A 21,612-nucleotide genomic window follows, 5' to 3' on the forward strand; every position below is an offset into this window, starting at 1 on the left:
ATTAAAACTTCTTCAAAAAACAACCTATAACATTCACAAATAATTTAGTAATTTCGACCTTCTAAATTACTTACATGAAAGTTTGTATTGCCGAAAAACCAAGCGTAGCTCGTGAAATTGCTAATATACTAGGAGCCAACACCAAACGAGATGGATATTTCGAAGGTAATGGTTATGCAGTTACCTACACTTTCGGTCATTTATGTACACTTTTAGAGCCTAAAGACTACAAACCACACTGGAAAAGTTGGGATTTGAACAACTTACCTATGCTTCCTGAACGTTTCGATACCAAAGTTACTAATGATAGTGGTATTCAGAAACAGTTCAAAATTGTTAAGTCTTTATTTGAAAAAGCCGATGTGGTTATCAACTGCGGGGATGCTGGACAAGAGGGAGAGCTTATTCAACGTTGGGTTATCAATCAAGCTAATTATAAAGGTAAAATTCAACGATTATGGATTTCTTCCTTAACTGAAGAAGCTATAAAAGAAGGTTTTGAAAACCTAAAAGACAACGACGATTACAATAATTTATATTATGCAGGGTTTTCTCGTGCTATTGGTGATTGGCTATTAGGTTTAAATGCTACCCGTTTGTACACTGTAAAATTTGGTGGTTATAAACAAGTATTATCTATTGGTAGAGTACAAACTCCTACCCTAGCTATGTTGGTTGATCGTTATAAAGAAATTCAAAACTTTAAACCTGAACCGTATTGGGAATTACAAACCCAATATCGTGAAACGCTGTTTAGTTGTGAAGAAGGTCGTTTTCTAAAAAAAGAAGATGGACAAGCTTTTGCGGATAAAGTAAAAGAAAGTGATTTTGAAATTACCTCAGTTACCAAGAAAAAAGGAAAGGAATACGCTCCAAAACTTTTTGATTTAACAGGCTTACAGGTATATTGTAATAATAAGTTTGGGTTTTCTGCAGATGAAACATTAAAAATTGTTCAGAAATTATACGAAATGAAAGTTGTTACCTACCCTAGAGTAGATACTACTTTTTTACCAAATGATATTTACCCTAAGGTTCCGAATATTTTAAAAGGACTAAAACAATATGCTTCGTTAACACAACCTTTATTAGGAAAGAAAATACGTAAATCGAGTAAAGTTTTTAACGATAAAAAAGTTACCGATCACCATGCTATTATTCCCACAGGAATAGAAATCAACCTGCAATACAATCAGCAACAAGTGTATGATATTATTGTAAAACGATTTATTGCCGTGTTTTATCCTGATAGTGATATTTCTAAAACAGAAGTTAAAGGAGAAGCTGATAAAGTTCCTTTTAGAACTTCAGGAAAAGAAATACTTACCAAAGGTTGGCGAGCTGTTTTTGAATATGGAAACGACTCTAAAAAAACAGAAGAGAAAGATGTACTTCCTACTTTTGAAAAGGGAGAAAAAGGTCCGCACGAACCTTCTTTTTTAGAAAAAGAAACCAAACCTCCTCGAAATTATACCGAAGCGAGTTTATTACGTGCTATGGAAACTGCAGGAAAGCAAGTAGATGATGATGAAATGCGAGAATTAATGAAAGAGAATGGTATTGGACGACCATCTACACGTGCAAGTATTATTGAAACTTTATTTAGAAGAAAATATATTGAGCGTCAAAAAAAATTGATTATTCCTACCCAAACGGGTATCGATTTAATTGATTTAATTGACAACGAACTTTTAAAATCTGCTGAATTAACAGGACTCTGGGAAAAACGTTTGAAAGAAATTGAACGTGGTGAATACCATGCTGCTACGTTTATCAATCAAATGAAAAAAATGGTAGACGATTTAGTCTACGAAGTACGTTCGAGCTCTAAAATGAAACGGATTTCATATGAAGTTCAAAAAACAAAACAACAACCTAAAAAAACAACTTCTAAAAAGAAAACTGTCGTTGGTAAAGAATGTCCAAAATGTAAAAAAGGTCAATTATTAAAAGGAAGTACTGCTTATGGCTGTTCTGCTTATAAAAATGGTTGTAATTTTACATTGTATTTTGAGTTTATGGATAAAAAAATATCTGAAAACCAACTAATTCGTTTACTTGATAAAGGATGTACTACAAATTTAAAAGGTTTCAAACAAGAAGATAAAAAAGTAGAAGGTTTGGTTCATTTTGATGATAATTTTAATTTAAAATTTGAACCTAAAAAAACGAACTCAAATACCATTTCGAGCGATAGCGAGAAACGTAAGTTCAGCGAAACCAAGTCTCAAGACACCCTAACCTGCCCTAAGTGTAACAAAGGAACCGTTTTAAAAGGAAAGTCTGCCTATGGATGTTCTGAATACAAAAATGGTTGTGACTTTGTGTTTACTTTTGAAAACATCAAAAAAATGGCTAATGGACAACCATTAACCAAAGAGTTAGTATCTAAAATTTTAACTTCTAAGTAAGCTCTTTATAGTAGTACTCTATTAGTTTCTCTGGATTTTTAATAGTGTTTTTTATCCATTTAAAGTACAATACTTTCTTTTCTTCTTCTGAAAGTTGCCAATTTATATCTGTTCTTTTCAAGCGTGTAGTTACATCTTGTAGGGTAATAGCTGCTGCTACTGATATGTTTAAACTCTCAGTAAAACCAACCATCGGAATTTTTAAAAATCCATCTGCTTCTTGTTTGATATAATCTGAAATCCCATCCTTTTCAGCTCCAAAAACAAATGCAGATTTTTTGCTCACATCAAAATCAGGTAAAATACAAGAATCAGTATGTGGAGTTGTTCCTATAATTTGGTATCCTTTTGCTCTTAAATCTTCTAAACAAACTTTAGTATTATCTCTATCTTCTTTATATCTATGAATATCTAACCATTTCTGGCTTCCTTTTGCCACATGTCTAGATACTTTATTGATGAATTTATTCTCAATTGCATACACATCTTGCACTCCAAAAATATCACAACTTCTTACCACAGCACTTGCATTGTGTGGCTGATAAATATCTTCTAACACTACCGTAAAATGGCGTGTTCTTTCATTTAAAACCTTGTGAAATGTATCTTTCCTTTTTTCGGTAATGTAGCCTTCCAAATAGGCTAATAATCCTTCATCAATCATACGACAAACATAATGAATTTTCCTATTTTTCTCTTATGCTGAAACGATTCGTTCGTTTTTAATAAACGATAGTAAACCTTATTCACAACTAAATTAAAATAACAAGTAAAATTATAAATCTTAGTTTTATTGGCCTACCAATATAAACTTGAATAAAGAAGAAAAGGCTAAATTTCTTTTTTACTAATAAGTTGTTGCTCTTCTAATGCTAGAACCAATAAATTAACATAATCATTTACAGTTTCTTCTATAGACTTAGGATCAATAATATCTATGTATCCTTTCCAAATTAACTCTCTTTCTTTTGTAGGGCAAATACAATATAAAGAAGTTTCTGCTTTATATATCTTATACTTTTCGTAATAATTCGGGTCTTCTAGAATTTCTCGGTGGTTATAATAATCTTCCTTAAACTTAACATCTAGGTATTTTTTTTCTTTATATTTTTCTGAAAAGACTTTTCTATCCTCTACTCCTACAACCTTAGTATAAAGTACTGCATCATAAAAGTTTGCTGTTAAAACATTCTCTATAAGTTTTAATTCTTCTTCAGTTTTCCCTTCCATTCTAAATTCTGGCTCAAAAATATCTAAACTTGGTACTGCTGCAATGTTTCTAGATTCTAACTCCTTTTTTAGTAATTCTTCGAATTTATCTCTAGCTTCTAAATTTGGAGTCATACCAATGATTAATACCTTGGATAATGAGAGTGAATCAATTTCTGGATTCTTCCAATACTCAACTAATTGAGTTGTTGTACAACAATTAAACGCAACAACTATAATTGATAATAATAGTATTAGCTTTATAAATGATTTCATATTTACTAGTTTATGTTATTCCTTCTCATAATACTAAAAAGAGCTTCTTAAGCTTAAAAAAACACTCTCATGGTATACAGATAAAGTTACTAAATTCTTTGGAAAGCTGAAGCTATTTTCACGAGTAGTTTACTTAAGTGTTAAAGAGTTTTCTGCTTTAAAGAGATTCAAACGTAAAAAGATATATTAAAGTTAAAGAAGTTATCTAATTTTAAACAGATTAACAAACCTTAATTAATCGTACTACATACATAGTAAACTTTCTTATTTTTAATCACAAGACAATAATCTCTTATTTATTTTCTTAAACTTGCAACGAAAGAAGAATGTTTTTTAAGAGCATAATTCATATTTTAGAATTATTAACTTCTCTATTTTATCTATGAAAAAACGATTGGTTGTATTAACAGGAGCAGGAATTAGTGCCGAAAGCGGTATTAAAACTTTTAGGGATGCTGATGGTTTATGGGAAGGTCATGATATTTATGAAGTCGCTTCTCCACAAGGTTTTCATGCAAACCCTGAATTAGTGTTAGACTTTTATAATCAACGTAGAAGACAACTTTTAGAGGTATCTCCCAATAAAGCACATCATAATCTAGTTTCTTTAGAAAAAAAATTTAAAGTTGATATTATTACTCAAAACGTAGATGATTTACACGAAAGAGCAGGAAACAAAAATATAATTCACTTACATGGCGAATTATTAAAAGCCCGTAGTACAAAAAACAAACACCTAGTTTACAATTGGAATAAAGATATTGTTATGGGCGATGTATGTGAAGAAAACGCTCAATTGCGCCCACATATTGTTTGGTTTGGTGAAGATGTTCCGTTATTGGAGAAAGCTGCTGAAATAACCTTACAAGCAGATATTTTGGTAATTATTGGTACATCTATGCAGGTATATCCTGCTGCTAGTTTAGTTAACTATATACAGCATAATACTCCTATTTATTTTATAGACCCTAAACCTGCTGTAAATAAAAACGCCTTCAATAACTTAACTATTATTAAAGACGTTGCTAGTTCTGGTACTGATAAATTAATTACTATGCTAAAATAAGTGTACTATCAGTTTTTTATGAATTAGATGTTAATTGATCAAAATACTCGTATAATTCTCCTTTAGAAATAGTACTTCCTTTTTCAATTAAATCAAAAATTTCTACATTTCTTTCTTCTTGATATGCTTTTGAACCTCGTAAAAATTCAATTGCTTCATCATTTGGATTTTTTAGTAACCACTCAAACCCTTCTTGCTCTAAAACATTAATCTCTTTATTAATTTTTATCACAATACGATGTATTTCTTTTTCTTCGCATTTAAAGAGGTTTACTAAGTTTGGAGAAAAATGTTCTAAGTACGCTGTTCTGGTCAATACGTCATCCCAAACAACATCGCTAAAAACATTCATTTCATCTTCTGCTACATGTGGTTTTTCTTTCTTTAGTTCATCCCATTCTTTTTTATCAATGTTTTGCGATGCTAAAAAACGTGCAAACTCTTCGTGTAATCCTTCAAATTGCTCTTTTGTAAGTTGTCTATATTTCAAACGCTTTAAGTTTTTTAATTAATTGATTCATTATAATTATAAAATTAGGAACGTTTTGCAACCACTCGCTCCACTCGTTCTCTCATTAAAAATTTTAAACAAATTCTTTTCTAAAGAAGTTTTTTAAATTTATTAATGCTCATTTCATCTGGCAATTTTAGTAATAAATTGGGGTTGGGACAATTTTCTTTGTAATAATCTAAGGTCTTTTTTGAAGACACTCCTGGATAATCTCCATAATAATCTTCAATGTCTATCATTAATTGGAAATGCAAATGTGGAGCATAGTCTCCGTTTACAGAACTATCTCCTAAAGTTCCAATCTTTTCTCCTTGTTTAACTTTTTTACCAACAGATATATTTTCTAAAGATTCTAAGGATAAATGACCATATAATGAATAAAATTCATTTCCATCTATTGAATGTTTTATAATGATTGTAGGTCCATAGTCTCCATAGTTTAAATTATTTTTAAAACTATGAATTTCTCCATCTAATACAGCTAAAACATCAGTTCCAGCATCACACCATAAATCTACTCCCAAATGAATATTTCGTTGGTTTTCTTCTGATAACTTATTGAAGTGTTCACTTCTACTATAAATATCTCTTACTTCTAGATATCCTCCAAAAGCAACTGTTTTTTTATGTTTTAAAAAATAGTTTTCTAAATATGCCTCCCATTCTTTTGATGAAGAAACGTCAAAAGTTAACTCTTTGTTAGATGCAGCTATTGAAATCGGAATGTACTCACTAAAAGGTATACTGGCATCAATTACATACAATGGTTTTTGAGAAATATTACTTAAAAAATCTGTCATAAAATAGTTTTATATAAAAATAAGAGTAACCAAAAATAATTGATTACTCTTAAAAATAAGGGGAATTAAGCGTATTAATTAAATTTTAAACGCAATACAATTTTTGTTATCTTGAAACGGTTCCTGTAATAGCTACCGATGGTCCAGTTCCTAAATCAATAGCTACATGATCTTGAGCATCATCAGCTACTTTTTTAGCTAATGGTTTAAAAGTAAAAGGTGCTGGACTATTGTCTGGGTTCGGTTCTACTGTAATTACAATAGTTGAACCTCTTAAATCAGTTGGAAAAGTTACTCCATCTGGGGCATTCACTAAGAAATCTTCACCTGGAAAAAATCCATCAGCTCCATTTGGTGCTGGTAAATCCATAGGGCCGCTAAAACCATCAAACTCATCTGTTGCTGCAAGTTTTGTGAATTTACCTGTAGTTACAGGTACTCCATTTATTACAGCCCATCCTTCATATTTCCATCCTTCATCTAATTCTGGTAATCCTAAACCTACTTGTGGTGGCATTCCTGGTTCTAAAAACCAAACACCACTTCGTTCATTTGTGTTTTCTCCATCTGTTGGAGTTGCTAAAATAAATTTACCCCAAGAGCTACTAAAATCTCCAACAATGTTCGAGTTTATAGAAGCACTATTTCCTGAAAAATCTCCTGCTAAAATTTTAGTACTTGATGGTGCTGGGTCTGGATCATTTGTTGGTTCAATAGTTAAAACAAAAGTTGATGCTGCTGATAACATATCTGAATCAACCACAAAAGAACTTCGTGATAATTCTCCTGAATCATTTACATTAAAAGTTCCTGTTGATACTGGCGAACCTCCTACAATTATCCAACCTTCATACACATAATCTGCTCCTAAATTTTCTAAACCGCTAACACTTAAACTTAAGTTTGATGTTTTTGGTGTATTGTCGTCATCATCGTTACAAGCAGCAAAAGTTAACGTGCTTACTACTGCTATTGTTAAAAGTATTTTCTTCATTGTTTTTGTAATTTTGAATTTGTACAAAAACAAAGTTACTTGCATGTTTTCTATTAAAATGTTAGCTAGCTTACACTTATGCTACTTTTTTAAGCAATCGTATTTCTTTTCTGTTAAATTCAATAACTTTTTCTTGCTTTAACTCATTCATTAAAGTATTTAATGTAGGTCTTGAAGTTCCTATTAGAGTTGCAATATCTTTTTGTGTATATGGGTGTTCTATTACTTGATCTCCTGTTTTTTCACATTCATGTCCATACTCTTCACACAATTCCTTAAAAAACTCTAATAGACGAGTTCGTGTGTCTTTAAAGAGTAATAATTGAAGCCTTCTTTCTAGCTTTTTCATTCGCAACCCAATAAATTTGTAAATCTTAAAACTTACAGATACATTATCTCGCATTAATGAATACATTGTTTCTTTAGATACAGGACAAATTTCTGTTGTATTATCTATCGATTGGGCAAATTCATTTCGCTTTTCGATTCCCAAAATAGCTTTTTCACCAAATATTTCTCCTTTGGTTAATATAGCTTTAATTACTTCTTCTCCTTCTTCTGTATAATATCCAATTTTAACTTTCCCCCTATCTATTAAGTAAATTTTGTTTGCGGTGTCTTCTTCAAAATAAATATAGTCCTTCTTTTTGTACTTATTTAACATATGACCTTCCTTGTAAGCAGGATATTTATGTGGGCATAATATTTTAAATAAGTTAACATCCTCAAAATACCAAAGTGCACTCATAGTTTTTACTTTTAAATTTAGGTCGAAAGAATAGAATATTCTTTACAAAAAAAGCTCTGGAGTTTTCCAGAGCTTTTACTATTTATTTTTGAATTATGTTCAACTAAGCATTCTGCTTTTTAATTAAATTTAGAGCAGAGCCTTCTTTATACCATTCAATTTGACCTTCATTATATGTATGATTCGCAATAACTATATCTTTTGAACCATCAGCATGAACCACTTCAATAGTTAATGGTTTATTTGGAGCAAACTCATGTAAATCTAAAAAGTTGAAAGTGTCGTCTTCTTGAATTAAATCGTAATCTGCTTCGTTATCAAATGTTAACCCTAACATACCTTGCTTTTTCAAGTTCGTTTCATGAATACGCGCAAATGATTTTACTAATACAGCAGCCACTCCTAAGTGACGAGGCTCCATAGCAGCATGTTCACGAGAAGAACCTTCACCATAGTTATGATCTCCTACTACAACTGTTTTAATTCCTTTTGCTTTGTATTCACGCTGTACCTTAGGCACTGCATCATACTCTCCTGTTAATTGGTTTTTCACGAAATTTGTTTGCATGTTAAAAGCATTTACTGCTCCAATTAACATATTGTTAGAAATATTGTCCAAATGTCCACGATAGCGTAACCAAGGTCCTGCCATAGAAATATGGTCAGTCGTACATTTACCATGTGCTTTGATTAATAGTTTAGCATCTTTAATAGTATCTCCTAGCGGTTCAAACGGTGTTAATAATTCTAAACGCTCTGAATTAGGATTAACAACTATTTCTACATGGCTTCCATCTTTCTCTGGTGCTAGATATCCATTATCTTTAACCTCAAAGCCTTTTGGTGGTAACTCCCATCCTGTTGGCTCATCAAACATTACCTCTTCTCCATTTTCATTAATTAATGAATCTGTCATCGGATTAAAATCTAGACGTCCAGAAATTGCAATTGCTGCAGTTAATTCTGGTGAAGCAACAAAAGCATGTGTATTAGGATTACCATCAGCTCTTTTAGCAAAATTACGGTTGAAAGAGTGAACAATGCTGTTCTTTGGTGCATTTTTAGGATCACTATATCTAGCCCATTGCCCAATACATGGTCCGCATGCGTTGGTAAATATTGTAGCATCTAAATTTTCAAAGACTTGTAGTATTCCATCTCTTTCAGCAGTAAAACGTACTTGCTCAGATCCTGGATTAATACCAAACTCTGCTTTTGTTTTTAGTCCTTTATCTATAGCTTGTTGCGCAATAGAAGCTGCACGTGATAAATCCTCGTAAGAAGAGTTGGTACAAGATCCTATTAGTCCCCATTCTACTTGTAATGGCCAATCATTTGCTTGAGCCTTCTCTGTCATTTCTTTACCTACCGAAGTAGATAAATCTGGAGTGAAAGGTCCGTTTAATAACGGTCCTAATTCTGATAAATTAATTTCAATAACCTGATCAAAATATTGCTCAGGGTTTGCGTATACTTCAGCATCTGCCGTTAAATATTCTTTAATTTCATTTGCTGCATCTGCCACATCATTTCTATCGGTAGCACGTAAATAACGTTCCATAGACTCATCGTAACCAAAAGTAGAAGTTGTAGCACCAATCTCTGCTCCCATGTTACAAATAGTTCCTTTACCAGTACATGACATAGCTGTTGCTCCAGGTCCAAAATATTCAACAATAGCTCCTGTTCCTCCTTTTACTGTTAGAATTTCTGCTACTTTTAAAATCACGTCTTTAGGCGCTGTCCAACCAGATAATTTACCTGTTAATTTTACCCCTATTAACTTAGGGAATTTCAATTCCCAAGGCATTCCTGCCATTACATCTACTGCATCAGCTCCACCTACACCAATAGCTACCATTCCTAATCCTCCAGCGTTTACTGTGTGAGAATCAGTACCAATCATCATTCCTCCTGGAAATGCATAATTTTCTAATACCACTTGGTGAATAATTCCTGCTCCAGGTTTCCAAAAGCCAATACCATATTTATTAGATACAGATTCTAAAAAGTTAAAAACTTCACTACTTACATCGTTTGCGTGTTTTAAATCTGTAGCTGCCCCATCTTTTGCCTGAATTAAGTGGTCGCAATGTACTGTTGTTGGTACTGCCACTTTATCTTTTCCTGCTTGCATAAATTGTAACAATGCCATTTGCGCTGTTGCATCTTGACAAGCGATACGGTCTGGAGCAAAATCAACATAATCCTTTCCTCTTTCGAAAGCTTTCGTTGGTGTTCCATCCCAAAGATGTGTGTATAAAATTTTCTCTGCTAATGTTAAAGGTTTACCTGTAATTTTACGGGCAGCATCTACTCGCTCAACTACTTTACTGTACACCTCTTTTATCATATTAATATCAAAAGCCATATATGTAATTTTTTTGTTGCTGTACGAATTTACCAAAAAAAACAGTATAAAAGATGGAGTAACTATATAATTATAATAAGTTTAAATAAGTTTTTTCTATAGTAGAGTTTATTAAATAAGCTTAAAATAATAAAGCCCGAGCTTTTACACTCGGGCTTCTATATTGTAACAAATAGTTTTATTCAATTTATGAAATTACTAATTGCTTTTGAGACGGTTTAAATTTCGTTAAAACAATACCGTCAACTGCCTTTTCATATTCTTCCATAGTAGGAGTTCTTCCTAAAATAGTAGATAACACAACTACTGGTGTAGATGATAATAAAGACTCTCCTTTTTTCTCACCAGAGTCTTTTACTACTCTTCCTTGGAATAAACGTGTTGAAGTAGCCATCACTGTATCTCCTGGTTCTGCTTTTTCTTGGTTACCCATACATAAGTTACAACCTGGACGCTCTAAATACAACATGTTTTCATACTTCGTACGTGCTGCTCCTTTTGGTGCATTATCATCAAACTCAAATCCTGAATACTTTTGTAATACTTCCCAGTCTCCTTCTACCTTTAACTCATCTACAATATTGTATGTTGGTGGAGCTACTACTAATGGAGCGTTAAATTCTACTTTACCTTCTTGTGCTTCAATATTTTTCAACATTTGAGCTAAGATTTTCATATCTCCTTTATGAACCATACAAGATCCTACGAAACCTAAATCTACTTTTTTAGTTCCTCCATAGAATGATAATGGGCGAATGGTATCGTGTGTATAACGCTTAGATACATCTTCGTTATTTACATCAGGGTCAGCAATCATTGGTTCAGCTATTTCATCTAAATCGATAACAACCTCTGCATAATATTTCGCATCAGCATCTGGTTTCAACGCTGGTTTAATTCCTGTTTTAACCTCTTGGATTCTAGTATTCGCTTTATCAACTAAACCTTTTAATACTTGCTTTTCATTATCCATTCCCTTATCAATCATGATTTGGATACGATCTCTAGCAATCTCTAATGATTCAATTAATGTTTCATCTTCTGAAATACAGATAGAAGCTTTTGCTTTCATTTCAGCAGTCCAGTCAGTAAATGTAAAAGCTTGATCAGCTGTTAAAGTACCAATATGTACTTCAATAACTCTTCCTTGGAAAACATTTTCTCCATCAAACTGCTTTAACATTTGTTGTTGTGTAGCATGTACTACATCACGGAAATCCATGAAACTTCTCATGTTTCCTTTAAAGGTTACTTTTACAGATTGTGGAATTGGCATAGTTGCTTCACCTGTTGCTAAAGCTAATGCTACCGTACCAGAATCAGCACCGAAAGCTACTCCTTTTGACATACGTGTATGTGAATCTCCACCAATAATAATATCCCAATCACTTACCGTAATGTCGTTCAATACTTTATGAATTACGTCAGTCATTGCAGGATATTGTCCTTTAGGATCACGACCTGTAATTAAACCGAAATCGTTCATAAACTTCATTAATCTTGGAATGTTTGCTTTTGATTTATCATCCCATACTGAAGCTGTATGACAACCTGATTGATAAGCTCCGTCAACTATTGGAGAAATAACAGTCGCTGCCATCATTTCTAACTCTTGAGAAGTCATTAACCCTGTAGTATCTTGAGAACCTACAATATTCACTTCTACACGTGCATCAGAACCTGCATGTAATGTTTTTCCTGGAGTTGTTCCTACTGCATTTTTGTTGAAGATTTTTTCAACTGCAGTTAAGCCTTGACCTTCTACAGAAATTTCTTTAGAAGTAGCATATACTTGAGGAACTTCAATTCCTAATACTTTAGCTGCAAATGTTTGTAATTTCTTACCAAAAACAACTGCATAAGAACCTCCAGCTTTAATAAACTCCATTTTTTGCGGAGTTAATGCTGCAGAAATATCTTTTAATTCTTTATTTCCGTTGTATAATTTTTTAGTCTTTGTGTTAATTGTAAGAACAGTTCCTGTTTCTACAGAGTATTCTTGCTTTAAAACTGGCTCTCCATCTTCATCTACAATTGTGTTTCCTTCAGCATCTTTTTGTTTAACCCAGTTTTTAAGATCAATACCAATACCTCCAGTTACCCCAACTGTAGTTAAGAAAATTGGAGAAATTCCGTTAGTTCCTGCAATTACTGGTGCAATATTGATAAATGGAACATATGGACTTGATTCAATACCTGTCCATAAAGCCACGTTATTAACACCTGACATTCTAGAAGAACCTACTCCCATAGTTCCTTTTTCAGCTACTAACATCACACGCTTGTCTGGATGCTCTTCTTTCAATGCTAACAATTCTTTTTGCATATCTTTATTATGCTCAAAAATAGACTGTCCATGTAGCTCACGATCAGATCTTGAGTGCGCATCTGCTCCTGGAGATAATAAATCTGTAGAAATATCTCCTACTCCAGCAATGTAAGTAACTACTTTAATTTCTTCTTCTACTTCTGGAAGTTTTGTAAAAAACTCTGCTTGCGCATAACTTTCAATAAGTTCTTTTGCTATTTCATTACCATCTTGGTATGCTTTTTCTAAACGTTCAGTATCTGCTTCATATAGGAATACTTGTGTTTTTAATACTTTTGCAGCTTCTTCAGCAATAGCAGCATCATTACCTAATGCTAAATCAAGTAAAACTTCTATAGACGCTCCTCCCTTCATGTGCCCTAACTGCTCTAAAGCAAAAGCTGGAGTTATCTCTTCTACAACAGATTCACCTAGAATAATTTCTTTTAAAAAGTTAGCTTTTACCCCTGCAGCACTTGTTGTACCTGGTAAAACATTATAAATAAAGAAATTAAGAGAATCTTTTCTGTGAGGATTGTTTACATCTTTAATTTGTGAGATGATTTCAGTTAACAATTCACTTCCATCGATTGGCTTAGGATGAAGCCCTTGCCCTTTTCTTACTTCAATCTCCTTTAGGTAATCTGAGTATGTGTTCATAAAAAGTTTTGTTTTTAAATATTTAGAAGGAAATAGTAAAAGTTACTACATATTAAAACCGTTCTTTTACAGCTTTATCCCTTTATTTTTGCTTAGCAAAAGTAATATTTTAACCTCAATTTTAAAAATAAACAACAAAACAGTCAAAAAAGCAAATTAATTTAATTCGAAAGGCTTATTTTTAAAAATATCTCAAAAAAACAAGTGTAAAAACACCTAATAATTATCAAATTGACAATTCGCTATTTTTAAGAGTATTTAAAAAAATACTATAATGATTCTAAATAGGAAAAAAAGCAGACCCATAAGCTGGATTCTGTCCCTTAAAAAATAAGGTTCTTATCATTTATCTAGTTCTGAAATTACTCTCAGAATCAATCTGCCTACCCCTTAGAATCGCGCGAGTAGCGCTCAAGCTCTAATGTACATGGCATTGCACCGCATAGAGTTTACCTGGTTTCACTACAGCATTACCTGTACATTCTTTCTGTTGCACTTGTCCTCGGTTTACACCGGACGGATGTTATCCGCTATGCTACTCTATGGTGTCCAGACTTTCCTACTTATATTTTCTACAAGTCGATAAGATAGGTCTGCTATTATATTGTTGTCAAATAAAAGTTCGCACCTCTATTCATAAAAAAACCCACTCAAAAGAATTGAGTGGGAAAATTGCTATGAAAAAGAAAAAGTGTCTAGAACGTCTCCTAGACACTGCAAATATATAACTGTTTTTCGTTTAAAAAAAATTTTATTTAAAAAAAATTATCTTTTTTAAGATTTTTTTAAGAAAACATATCTTTAACCTTTTCAAAGAAAGATTTGTCCGACTTTTGCGGATTTGGGCTAAAGTTCTCATCCTCTTGCATTTCCTCAAAAAACTTACGCTGATCTTTAGTTAATTCTTGTGGTGTCCACACATTTATGTGAATTAAGAAATCTCCGTGACCGTAACGTTCAATACTTGGTAATCCTTTTCCTTTTAAACGTAAAATCTTACCTGATTGGGTTCCTGGCTCAATCTTAATCTTTACTTTTCCTGTAACGGTTTCTATTTCTTTTGATATTCCTAAAACTGCTTCTGAAAAGTTAATGTATAAATCATAGTGAATATTACTTCCCTCACGCTTTAAACTTTCGTGTGGTACTTCTTCAATCAACACTAATAAATCTCCTGGGATTGAGTTTTTACCTGGAGCTTCATTTCCTTTACCACCTACTTTTAATTGTACACCTTCAGTTACACCTTCTGGAATATTGATAGAAACAGTTTCTTCTTTTATTACCATTCCTTGTGCATCTGCTCCACTTGGTTTTTTGTCTAGCATCTCTCCTGCTCCATGACAAGTACTACAAGTAGTAGCTGTTTGCATTCTACCTAAAATAGTATTGGTAACACGCATTTGTTGTCCGCTACCGTTACATGTTGAACATGTTTTATAGGTTACTCCGTCTGCTTGAACTTTTCTACGAACTTTTACTTTCTTTTCGACACCTTTGGCAATTTCTTCCAATGTTAATTTTACACGAATACGCAAGTTGCTACCTTTTACTCGTGCTTGACGGTGACCTCCGCCACCAAAACCACCGAAACCACCTCCGAATGCTCCTCCGAAAATATCTCCAAACTGGCTAAATATATCATCCATATTCATGCCTCCACCTCCGAAGCCACCATGACCTCCTTCAAAAGCAGCATGACCGTACTGATCGTAACGAGCTTTTTTATTGTCGTCACTTAATATCTCATATGCTTCTGCGGCTAATTTGAATTTTTCTTCAGCCTCTTTATCGTCAGGGTTTTTATCTGGATGGTATTTAATTGCCATCTTACGATATGCCTTTTTGATTTCAGCTTTTGATGCCGATTTTGATATTCCTAATATTTCGTAATAATCTTGTTTTGCCATAACTTTCAATGTTCAACTATTAGTAAGTAGTTATCTAAATGACTAATAATTGTATTAATGATGATTGTTTTACGCTTGCCCCATTACTACTTTAGGGTGACGAATAATTTTATCTCCTAGCTTATATCCTTTCTCCACACAATCTATAATTTTTCCTTTTAAATCATCTGAAGGTGCCGGTATTTGTGTTATTGCATCGTGAACTTCTGCATCAAAATCATCTCCTGGTTTTACCTCTATTTCGGTTAATCCTTTTTGAGTTAAGGTATTTTTAAACTTATTATTAATAAGCTCCATTCCTTTTAATAACTCAGCGTCTTCTGTTTTTTTAATTTCTGCCAAACCTCTATCAAAATCATCCATAATTGGCAGTAAAGCTGTCATTAATTCTTGACTTGCAGTTTTAAAAAGTTCAATACGCTCTTTTGAAGTACGTTTTTTATAGTTTTCAAACTCTGCAAATAATCGCAGATATTTATCCTTCTCTGCTTGAATTAATTCTTCTGCAGTTGGCTCTTCCTTTGCCTCAACCTCTTTATTTTCCTGAGTTTCTTCTTGATTCTCTCCTAAATCGCCATTTTTAATAGCGTCGTTAATTTCGTCTTCTTTTGTATATTGATCTTTACTCATTGTAAATCGTTTCATGTATTTAACACTTTTTGATTAACAATAATACTGCCAATAAAAGAAATGTGTCATAATGACATTATAACATAACTTTACAAGGAAATTTACAATATAAGGTGTAAAAAAACACATTTATCTTTTGTTCAAAGATTTCAAAATTATATATTTAAGAAATTTTTATTAATTAATTTATAACATAAAAAAGTCCCTCATTATGAAACAGAATTTTTTAAACATTTCAGGAGTTACAATTCTTTCAAAAAACCAACAAAAGAACTTAACAGGTGGTGCTGCTATTGATCTTAATAAGTGTGGATGTGATTGCTCTGGAAGCGTTACAGGTCCTATTTATTGTCATCAATATTTTGCTTGTACACAAGAATATACATGTAATGAAGAAATGTAAAAGTTAAAACATAAAGAAAAGCTGTTATCTAAACGATAACAGCTTTTTTATTTCTTCTACTTAACTAGTTTGGTAACGCCTTAACTATTTTAGCCTTGGTAGGCACAATAAATTCTGCTTCTTTAATAAATTTTATATTAGATAATTTTGCTTCCCCAATTTGCTCTTCATATCCGTTTTTTAAAGACCACATATGAAATGTCCAATTTGTAGCGATTGGTATTAAATTTACTTGTTTAAATTGATTGTACTTAATAGCATGAGGTTCTTTTTCTGCTTTTTCTTTCCCTTTTCCAAAGGTTACAATATATGCTGCTCCTTCCAATACATTTGTTTCAGGATTTTTATATATCACATACCAATCGTCTGGCGCATCTCCAGTTCCTGATGCAAAAGTTAATTTTCCTGTTGTTAACTTTTCTTTTCCCCATTTATTCTTATTAAAATCAGACCAAATAGTACCCTGGTCATTTAATTTATATGGTAAACCTAAGAAATAAGACCATGTAAAAATATCAAAACGAGCTGTTGCCATATCCTTTTCTTTTATTCCTAATGAATACACTTCTTTTCCATCAAAAATAATAAGAGAACCGTCTTCTTTTTCTATTTTTATTTTTCCTCCTCCTGGTTCTTGTGTAATAACTCCTTTTAAATGTTTTTTCCCTCCAAAAGTAATATCAATAGTATATTTAAGGTATTTCTGGCTCATAAACATATCCTTTTTATGAGCTTTTTCTATTGAAGATGTAAAAGTTTGAGAGTTTTCTTGCGCTGTAAAAATTGTTACTTGAAGTAATAGTATTACAAGTATGATTCTTGTTTTCATAATATTGATTAAAGTTAAACGCCTTAGTCGAAACATGTTTCTTTTAATTACACTGTGTTTTAAAATTTTTTCGTCATAAAAAAATCCCAAATCAATTGATTTGGGATTTTTATTTATTTCTTGTTGCTTCTTTACTAGCTATCAATTCTTTCAATCTTTGCTCCAATAGATTTCAAACGTGCTTCGATATCTTCGTAACCTCTATCTATCTGTTCAATATTATTAATAATACTCGTACCTTTTGCTGAAAGTGCTGCTATTAATAGTGAGATACCTGCTCGAATGTCTGGTGAAGTCATTTTAGTAGCCTTTAACTGTGATTTAAAATCATGACCTATTACTGTGGCTCTATGTGGATCACATAAAATTACTTTTGCTCCCATATCAATTAGCTTATCTACAAAGAACAAACGACTTTCAAACATTTTTTGATGAATCAATACCGTACCTTTAGCTTGTGTAGCTACTACTAAAACAATACTTAACAAATCTGGTGTAAATCCAGGCCATGGAGCATCTGCTACTGTTAATACTGATCCGTCAATATAACTTTGAATTTCGTAGCTTTCTTGCTCTGGTATGTAAATATCATCTCCTTTTCTTTCTAACTGAATTCCAAGTTTTCTAAACACATTAGGAATTTGCCCTAAATCGTCCCAACTTACATTTTTAATTGTCAATTCAGAACGTGTCATTGCAGCCATACCTATCCAACTACCAATCTCAATCATATCTGGTAATATAGTATGTTCACAACCTCCTAGAGTTTCTACTCCTTCAATTGTAAGTAAATTAGAGCCTACTCCTGAAATTTTTGCTCCCATTGAATTCAGCATTTTTGATAATTGCTGAATATAAGGCTCACAAGCTGCGTTATATATTGTTGTGGTTCCTTTAGCTAATACTGCAGCCATAATGATATTTGCTGTACCAGTTACTGAAGCTTCATCTAATAACATCTCTGCTCCTACTAATCCTGTTTCTGTTTCTACACCGTAGAAATATTCTTCACGATTATATCGGAATTTTGCTCCTAAATTGATGAATCCTTCAAAGTGAGTATCTAGACGACGACGTCCAATTTTATCACCTCCTGGTCGTGGAATATATCCTTTTCCAAAACGAGCTAATAACGGACCAACAATCATAATAGAACCTCTTAAAGAGCTTCCATCTCTTTTAAATTCTGGTGACTCAAGATATTTTAAATTGATATCATCTGCTTGAAAACTATATGAGTTTTTAGAAAGTTTTTCTATTTTAACTCCTAATTCTCCTAAAATAAAAATCAGTTTATTAACATCAATAATATCAGGAACGTTGTTTATAATTACTTCTTCTGACGTTAATAACACCGCACATATTACCTGTAATGCTTCATTTTTTGCTCCTTGTGGTGTTATTGTTCCTTTTAATTTGTGACCTCCTTCTATTTTAAATGATGCCATTTACTTTTTTCTGTATTTAGTATTTGTTTTTCCTTTTGATTTGTGTTGTCCTTGACCTCCTCTTTTCCTCAGCAAACTCTTACTATCTGTAAGGTCTTCTTCTGTGTTACGTATATCTAATTTTCCATCAGATAACTCGTACAAATGGTCAAAAATAACACTATCTTCAACTGTATCCTTGTTCCAGTTCAAATAGCACTTTTTCATGTGATTAGCAATGGTAAATACCAACGCTTCTTTCATTTCTCCTTCTTCCCACGTTAATGCAACATCAATCATGGTTTGGATATTAGTTCCATAAAAACGATACTTTGATGCTGATTTAGGATATGGTAATCGTTCAGGAGATTCTTGTAACTCTTCCTTTGAAGGTGTTTCGTATGGAGAGTCTACATCTAACTGAAAATCTGCCATTATGTGTAACTGATCCCAAAGTTTATGCTTAAAATCAGGCACATCGCGTAAGTGAGGCTGTAAATTACCCATTACATCAATAATAGCTTTAGCCATTGTATTTCGTTCTTCTTTATCTTCTAAAGCGATACAATGATTTACTAGCTTTTGTATATGCCTCCCATATTCTGGGATGATTAATTTGGATCTTTTCGAATTGTATTCTAAATCAAACGTCATTTCTCTATATTTTATCTATGCAAAATAGGTAATTATTATGAATTAACTACCCGATTACTTTCAATTTTGCAAATTGTAACAATAATTTCTTTTTACCTACGGTACTAAACTCTATTTCTGCTTTTTTATTGGGTCCTTTACCTTCTAAAGCTAACACTTTTCCAGTACCAAAACGGTTATGCTCTACTACATTTCCTACTGTGATTTCTCCATCAAACAAATTCATTTTCGGGCTCATTTCTGAGACCTTTTTCATTTTACTTTTTGGAGGAACCATATTTGTTTTTTCCTTCTTCGCTAAGAATTCCTTTCTCTTTTTTTGAATTGGTTTTTGAAAACGTATTTTCTTTGGTGAATCATCTTCAAACAAACTAGCATCTATAAACCTATTTACTGATGGTTCAGGTACTTTTGGAGTTAAATACTCTAAATACTGCTCATCAATTTCTTCTAAAAATCTACTTGGTTCACCATCCGTTAATTTTCCCCAACGATAACGTGTTTGCGCATAGGTCAAATACGCTCCTTTTTCAGCTCTTGTTAAAGCTACGTAAAACAAACGACGTTCTTCTTCAAGTTCACTACGAGTATTCATACTCATTGCTGAGGGGAATAAACTTTCTTCTAATCCAACAATGTATACATAAGGAAACTCTAACCCTTTAGATAAGTGAATTGTCATTAACGAAACTCGAGGTTCTTCATCTTGTTTGTCAGAATCAAAATCAGTAGCTAATGCTACATCTTCTAAAAATGAAGTTAACGATGCGTCTTCTCCTGTTTCAATTTTATCGGTAATAAAGTCTTTTATTCCGTTTAAAAGTTCTTGAACGTTTTCAACTTTATTAACTCCTTCTGGAGTTCCATCTTTTTGTAAATCTTTTACTAACTGGGTTTGCTTTACCACCAAATCAGCAATTTCAAAAGCGTTTTTTGTTTGTGCTTCAATTTGAAAGCGCTGAATCATGTTTACAAAATTCTGCAATTTTGTTTTGGTTCCAGAATTGATATTGATGTCAATCGTGCTAATGTTCTTTAAAACATCAAACATCGATTTTTTATAATGATTCGCTGCAATTGTTAATTTATCTAGCGTTGTAGCTCCAATTCCTCTTGCTGGGTAGTTAATAATACGTTTTAATGCTTCCTCATCATTCGGGTTGATTAAAATTCGTAAATACGATAGCAAGTCTTTAATTTCTTTACGTTGGTAGAATGAAATACCTCCGTAAATTTTATACTTAATATCTTTTTTACGTAACGCATCTTCTATCGCTCTCGATTGTGCATTGGTACGATATAGAATAGCAAATTGATCGCTTGTTAACTGATAATTCATTTGGTTTTCCCAAATAGATTGTGCTACAAAACGTCCTTCTTCTCCATCAGAAATTGTACGCATTACCTTTACACTATCTCCTGCGTCGTTAGCTGTCCAAATTTCTTTATCTAACTTCGTTTTATTCTTATCAATTACACTATTCGCAGCGCGTACGATGTTACTTGTTGAACGGTAATTTTGTTCTAGCTTGAATGTTTTCACATCTGGATAATCCTTCTGGAAGTTCAAGATATTTTGAATATTCGCCCCACGGAATCCGTAAATACTTTGCGAATCATCTCCTACCACACAAATGTTCTGAAAACGATCTGCTAACGCACGTACAATTAAATACTGCGAATGGTTGGTATCTTGGTACTCATCTACCAAAATGTATCGGAAACGATCTTGATACTTTGCCAACACATCTGGAAAACGCGCTAATAATTCATTTGTACGCAATAGTAAATCGTCAAAATCCATCGCTCCAGACTTAAAACATCTATCTACATATTCTTTATATATATCACCTGTTCTTGGTCTGCTAGCTTCTAAATCTGCTTGTTGTAAATCAGAATTATTAAAATACGCTCTAACCGTAATTAAACTATTTTTAAAAGATGATATTCTACTTAATATTTGCTTTGGTTTATATCGATCTTTATCTAAATTCATTTCTTTGATAATCGCCGTTATCAATCGAACTGAATCTTGTGTATCGTAGATGGTGAAGTTTGACGGATAGCCTAATCGATCAGCTTCAGATCGTAAAATACGTGCAAAAACCGAGTGGAATGTTCCCATCCAAAGATTTTTGGCTTCGCTATAACCTACTACTTTACCAATACGATCTTTCATTTCACGGGCAGCTTTGTTGGTAAATGTTAACGACAAAATGTTAAATGCATCTACACCTTGCTCCATTAAATAAGCAATTTTATAGGTCAACACTCTCGTTTTACCTGATCCTGCTCCTGCTATAATTATCATTGGGCCGTCTTTTTGTAAAACAGCCGCTCTCTGTGGTTCGTTAAGTTGCTCTAAATAAGTACTCAATGGAAATTAAATTGAAAGTATTTTAAAA

At 32.6% G+C, this 21,612-nt stretch carries 17 protein-coding genes and 1 other RNA gene; 3 read left to right on the forward strand and 15 right to left on the reverse strand.

All coding sequences use genetic code 11. From position 1 onward, the window contains the following. Positions 1-74 precede the first annotated feature (74 nt). Positions 75-2,411 (forward strand): type IA DNA topoisomerase, encoded by a 2,337-nt coding sequence (locus tag ACKTTR_RS09405; protein ID WP_408027598.1) that lies wholly within the window; start codon positions 75-77, stop codon positions 2,409-2,411. On the opposite strand, the gene ACKTTR_RS09410 is transcribed toward ACKTTR_RS09405, so the two are convergent. Together ACKTTR_RS09410 and ACKTTR_RS09415 are read right to left on the reverse strand one after the other, a co-directional pair. After that, positions 2,404-3,075: a TrmH family RNA methyltransferase gene (locus ACKTTR_RS09410; protein ID WP_408027599.1), complete on the reverse strand. Its 672-nt coding sequence runs from the start codon at positions 3,073-3,075 to the stop codon at positions 2,404-2,406. The genes ACKTTR_RS09405 and ACKTTR_RS09410 overlap by 8 nt on opposite strands. Positions 3,076-3,242: 167 nt before the next feature. After that, positions 3,243-3,896, reverse strand: a complete 654-nt coding sequence (locus ACKTTR_RS09415; protein ID WP_408027600.1) for a hypothetical protein — start codon at positions 3,894-3,896, stop codon at positions 3,243-3,245. A gap of 382 nt (positions 3,897-4,278) precedes the next feature. On the opposite strand from ACKTTR_RS09415, the gene ACKTTR_RS09420 reads away from it, so the two are divergent. Next, positions 4,279-4,962 (forward strand): SIR2 family NAD-dependent protein deacylase, encoded by a 684-nt coding sequence (locus ACKTTR_RS09420; RefSeq protein WP_408027601.1) that lies wholly within the window; start codon positions 4,279-4,281, stop codon positions 4,960-4,962. Between the two features lie 16 nt (positions 4,963-4,978). Here ACKTTR_RS09420 and ACKTTR_RS09425 read toward each other — a convergent pair whose 3' ends face one another. The 9 genes from ACKTTR_RS09425 to ACKTTR_RS09465 form a co-directional block, all read right to left on the reverse strand. Next, the gene (locus tag ACKTTR_RS09425) at positions 4,979-5,452 is read right to left on the reverse strand and encodes a DUF6495 family protein (protein ID WP_408027602.1); all 474 of its coding nucleotides are present in this window, start codon (positions 5,450-5,452) and stop codon (positions 4,979-4,981) included. Positions 5,453-5,562: 110 nt separating this feature from the next. Continuing rightward, positions 5,563-6,273: a peptidoglycan DD-metalloendopeptidase family protein gene (locus ACKTTR_RS09430; RefSeq protein WP_408027603.1), complete on the reverse strand. Its 711-nt coding sequence runs from the start codon at positions 6,271-6,273 to the stop codon at positions 5,563-5,565. 106 nt (positions 6,274-6,379) lie between these two features. After that, positions 6,380-7,267, reverse strand: a complete 888-nt coding sequence (locus ACKTTR_RS09435) for an anti-sigma factor (RefSeq protein ID WP_408027604.1) — start codon at positions 7,265-7,267, stop codon at positions 6,380-6,382. A 76-nt stretch (positions 7,268-7,343) separates the two neighbouring features. Then, on the reverse strand, positions 7,344-8,015 hold the full coding sequence (locus tag ACKTTR_RS09440; RefSeq protein ID WP_408027605.1) for a Crp/Fnr family transcriptional regulator: 672 nt from the start codon (positions 8,013-8,015) through the stop codon (positions 7,344-7,346). Positions 8,016-8,118: 103 nt separating this feature from the next. After that, positions 8,119-10,386: an aconitate hydratase gene (locus ACKTTR_RS09445; RefSeq protein ID WP_408027606.1), complete on the reverse strand. Its 2,268-nt coding sequence runs from the start codon at positions 10,384-10,386 to the stop codon at positions 8,119-8,121. A 187-nt stretch (positions 10,387-10,573) separates the two neighbouring features. Continuing rightward, entirely contained in the window at positions 10,574-13,354 is a 2,781-nt protein-coding gene (locus ACKTTR_RS09450; RefSeq protein ID WP_408027607.1) for a bifunctional aconitate hydratase 2/2-methylisocitrate dehydratase, read from the reverse strand. A 289-nt stretch (positions 13,355-13,643) separates the two neighbouring features. After that, positions 13,644-13,954: RNase P RNA component class A (rnpB, locus tag ACKTTR_RS09455), an RNA gene on the reverse strand. A gap of 185 nt (positions 13,955-14,139) precedes the next feature. Beyond that, entirely contained in the window at positions 14,140-15,264 is a 1,125-nt protein-coding gene (dnaJ, locus tag ACKTTR_RS09460) for a molecular chaperone DnaJ (RefSeq protein WP_408027608.1), read from the reverse strand. A gap of 69 nt (positions 15,265-15,333) precedes the next feature. After that, positions 15,334-15,909 carry a nucleotide exchange factor GrpE gene (locus ACKTTR_RS09465; protein WP_408027609.1) on the reverse strand — a complete coding sequence of 192 codons (576 nt, stop codon included), beginning with the start codon at positions 15,907-15,909 and terminating at the stop codon, positions 15,334-15,336. Between the two features lie 196 nt (positions 15,910-16,105). Between ACKTTR_RS09465 and ACKTTR_RS09470 the strand changes: the two genes are divergently transcribed. Then, a complete protein-coding gene (locus tag ACKTTR_RS09470; RefSeq protein ID WP_115901028.1) occupies positions 16,106-16,297 on the forward strand; it encodes a hypothetical protein in 192 nt (63 codons plus the stop codon). Between the two features lie 64 nt (positions 16,298-16,361). Here the strand turns inward: ACKTTR_RS09470 and ACKTTR_RS09475 are convergent, their stop codons facing one another. From ACKTTR_RS09475 to ACKTTR_RS09490, 4 genes are all read right to left on the reverse strand, one after another. Then, entirely contained in the window at positions 16,362-17,126 is a 765-nt protein-coding gene (locus ACKTTR_RS09475; protein WP_408027610.1) for a DUF6503 family protein, read from the reverse strand. 134 nt (positions 17,127-17,260) lie between these two features. Next, entirely contained in the window at positions 17,261-18,574 is a 1,314-nt protein-coding gene (gene murA, locus ACKTTR_RS09480; RefSeq protein WP_408027611.1) for a UDP-N-acetylglucosamine 1-carboxyvinyltransferase, read from the reverse strand. Continuing rightward, complete coding sequence (locus ACKTTR_RS09485) at positions 18,575-19,207, reverse strand: DUF4290 domain-containing protein (RefSeq protein WP_408027612.1); 633 nt, start codon at positions 19,205-19,207, stop codon at positions 18,575-18,577. A gap of 46 nt (positions 19,208-19,253) precedes the next feature. Further along, positions 19,254-21,584 carry an ATP-dependent helicase gene (locus ACKTTR_RS09490; protein WP_408027613.1) on the reverse strand — a complete coding sequence of 777 codons (2,331 nt, stop codon included), beginning with the start codon at positions 21,582-21,584 and terminating at the stop codon, positions 19,254-19,256. Between the last annotated feature and the right edge of the window lie 28 nt (positions 21,585-21,612).

Source organism: Tenacibaculum litoreum (genome assembly GCF_964513915.1).
In the GTDB taxonomy this organism is placed as follows: domain Bacteria; phylum Bacteroidota; class Bacteroidia; order Flavobacteriales; family Flavobacteriaceae; genus Polaribacter; species Polaribacter litoreum.

What these genes read in the sequence shown, in the direction of transcription:
- ACKTTR_RS09405 (WP_408027598.1), top strand. Translation starts at nt 75, where the DNA reads ATGAAAGTTTGTATTGCCGAAAAACCAAGCGTAGCTCGTGAAATTGCT.
- ACKTTR_RS09410 (WP_408027599.1), bottom strand. Translation starts at nt 3,075, where the DNA reads ATGATTGATGAAGGATTATTAGCCTATTTGGAAGGCTACATTACCGAA.
- ACKTTR_RS09415 (WP_408027600.1), bottom strand. Translation starts at nt 3,896, where the DNA reads ATGAAATCATTTATAAAGCTAATACTATTATTATCAATTATAGTTGTT.
- ACKTTR_RS09420 (WP_408027601.1), top strand. Translation starts at nt 4,279, where the DNA reads ATGAAAAAACGATTGGTTGTATTAACAGGAGCAGGAATTAGTGCCGAA.
- ACKTTR_RS09430 (WP_408027603.1), bottom strand. Translation starts at nt 6,273, where the DNA reads ATGACAGATTTTTTAAGTAATATTTCTCAAAAACCATTGTATGTAATT.
- ACKTTR_RS09435 (WP_408027604.1), bottom strand. Translation starts at nt 7,267, where the DNA reads ATGAAGAAAATACTTTTAACAATAGCAGTAGTAAGCACGTTAACTTTT.
- ACKTTR_RS09440 (WP_408027605.1), bottom strand. Translation starts at nt 8,015, where the DNA reads ATGAGTGCACTTTGGTATTTTGAGGATGTTAACTTATTTAAAATATTA.
- ACKTTR_RS09445 (WP_408027606.1), bottom strand. Translation starts at nt 10,386, where the DNA reads ATGGCTTTTGATATTAATATGATAAAAGAGGTGTACAGTAAAGTAGTT.
- ACKTTR_RS09450 (WP_408027607.1), bottom strand. Translation starts at nt 13,354, where the DNA reads ATGAACACATACTCAGATTACCTAAAGGAGATTGAAGTAAGAAAAGGG.
- dnaJ (WP_408027608.1), bottom strand. Translation starts at nt 15,264, where the DNA reads ATGGCAAAACAAGATTATTACGAAATATTAGGAATATCAAAATCGGCA.
- ACKTTR_RS09465 (WP_408027609.1), bottom strand. Translation starts at nt 15,909, where the DNA reads ATGAAACGATTTACAATGAGTAAAGATCAATATACAAAAGAAGACGAA.
- ACKTTR_RS09470 (WP_115901028.1), top strand. Translation starts at nt 16,106, where the DNA reads ATGAAACAGAATTTTTTAAACATTTCAGGAGTTACAATTCTTTCAAAA.
- ACKTTR_RS09475 (WP_408027610.1), bottom strand. Translation starts at nt 17,126, where the DNA reads ATGAAAACAAGAATCATACTTGTAATACTATTACTTCAAGTAACAATT.
- murA (WP_408027611.1), bottom strand. Translation starts at nt 18,574, where the DNA reads ATGGCATCATTTAAAATAGAAGGAGGTCACAAATTAAAAGGAACAATA.
- ACKTTR_RS09485 (WP_408027612.1), bottom strand. Translation starts at nt 19,207, where the DNA reads ATGACGTTTGATTTAGAATACAATTCGAAAAGATCCAAATTAATCATC.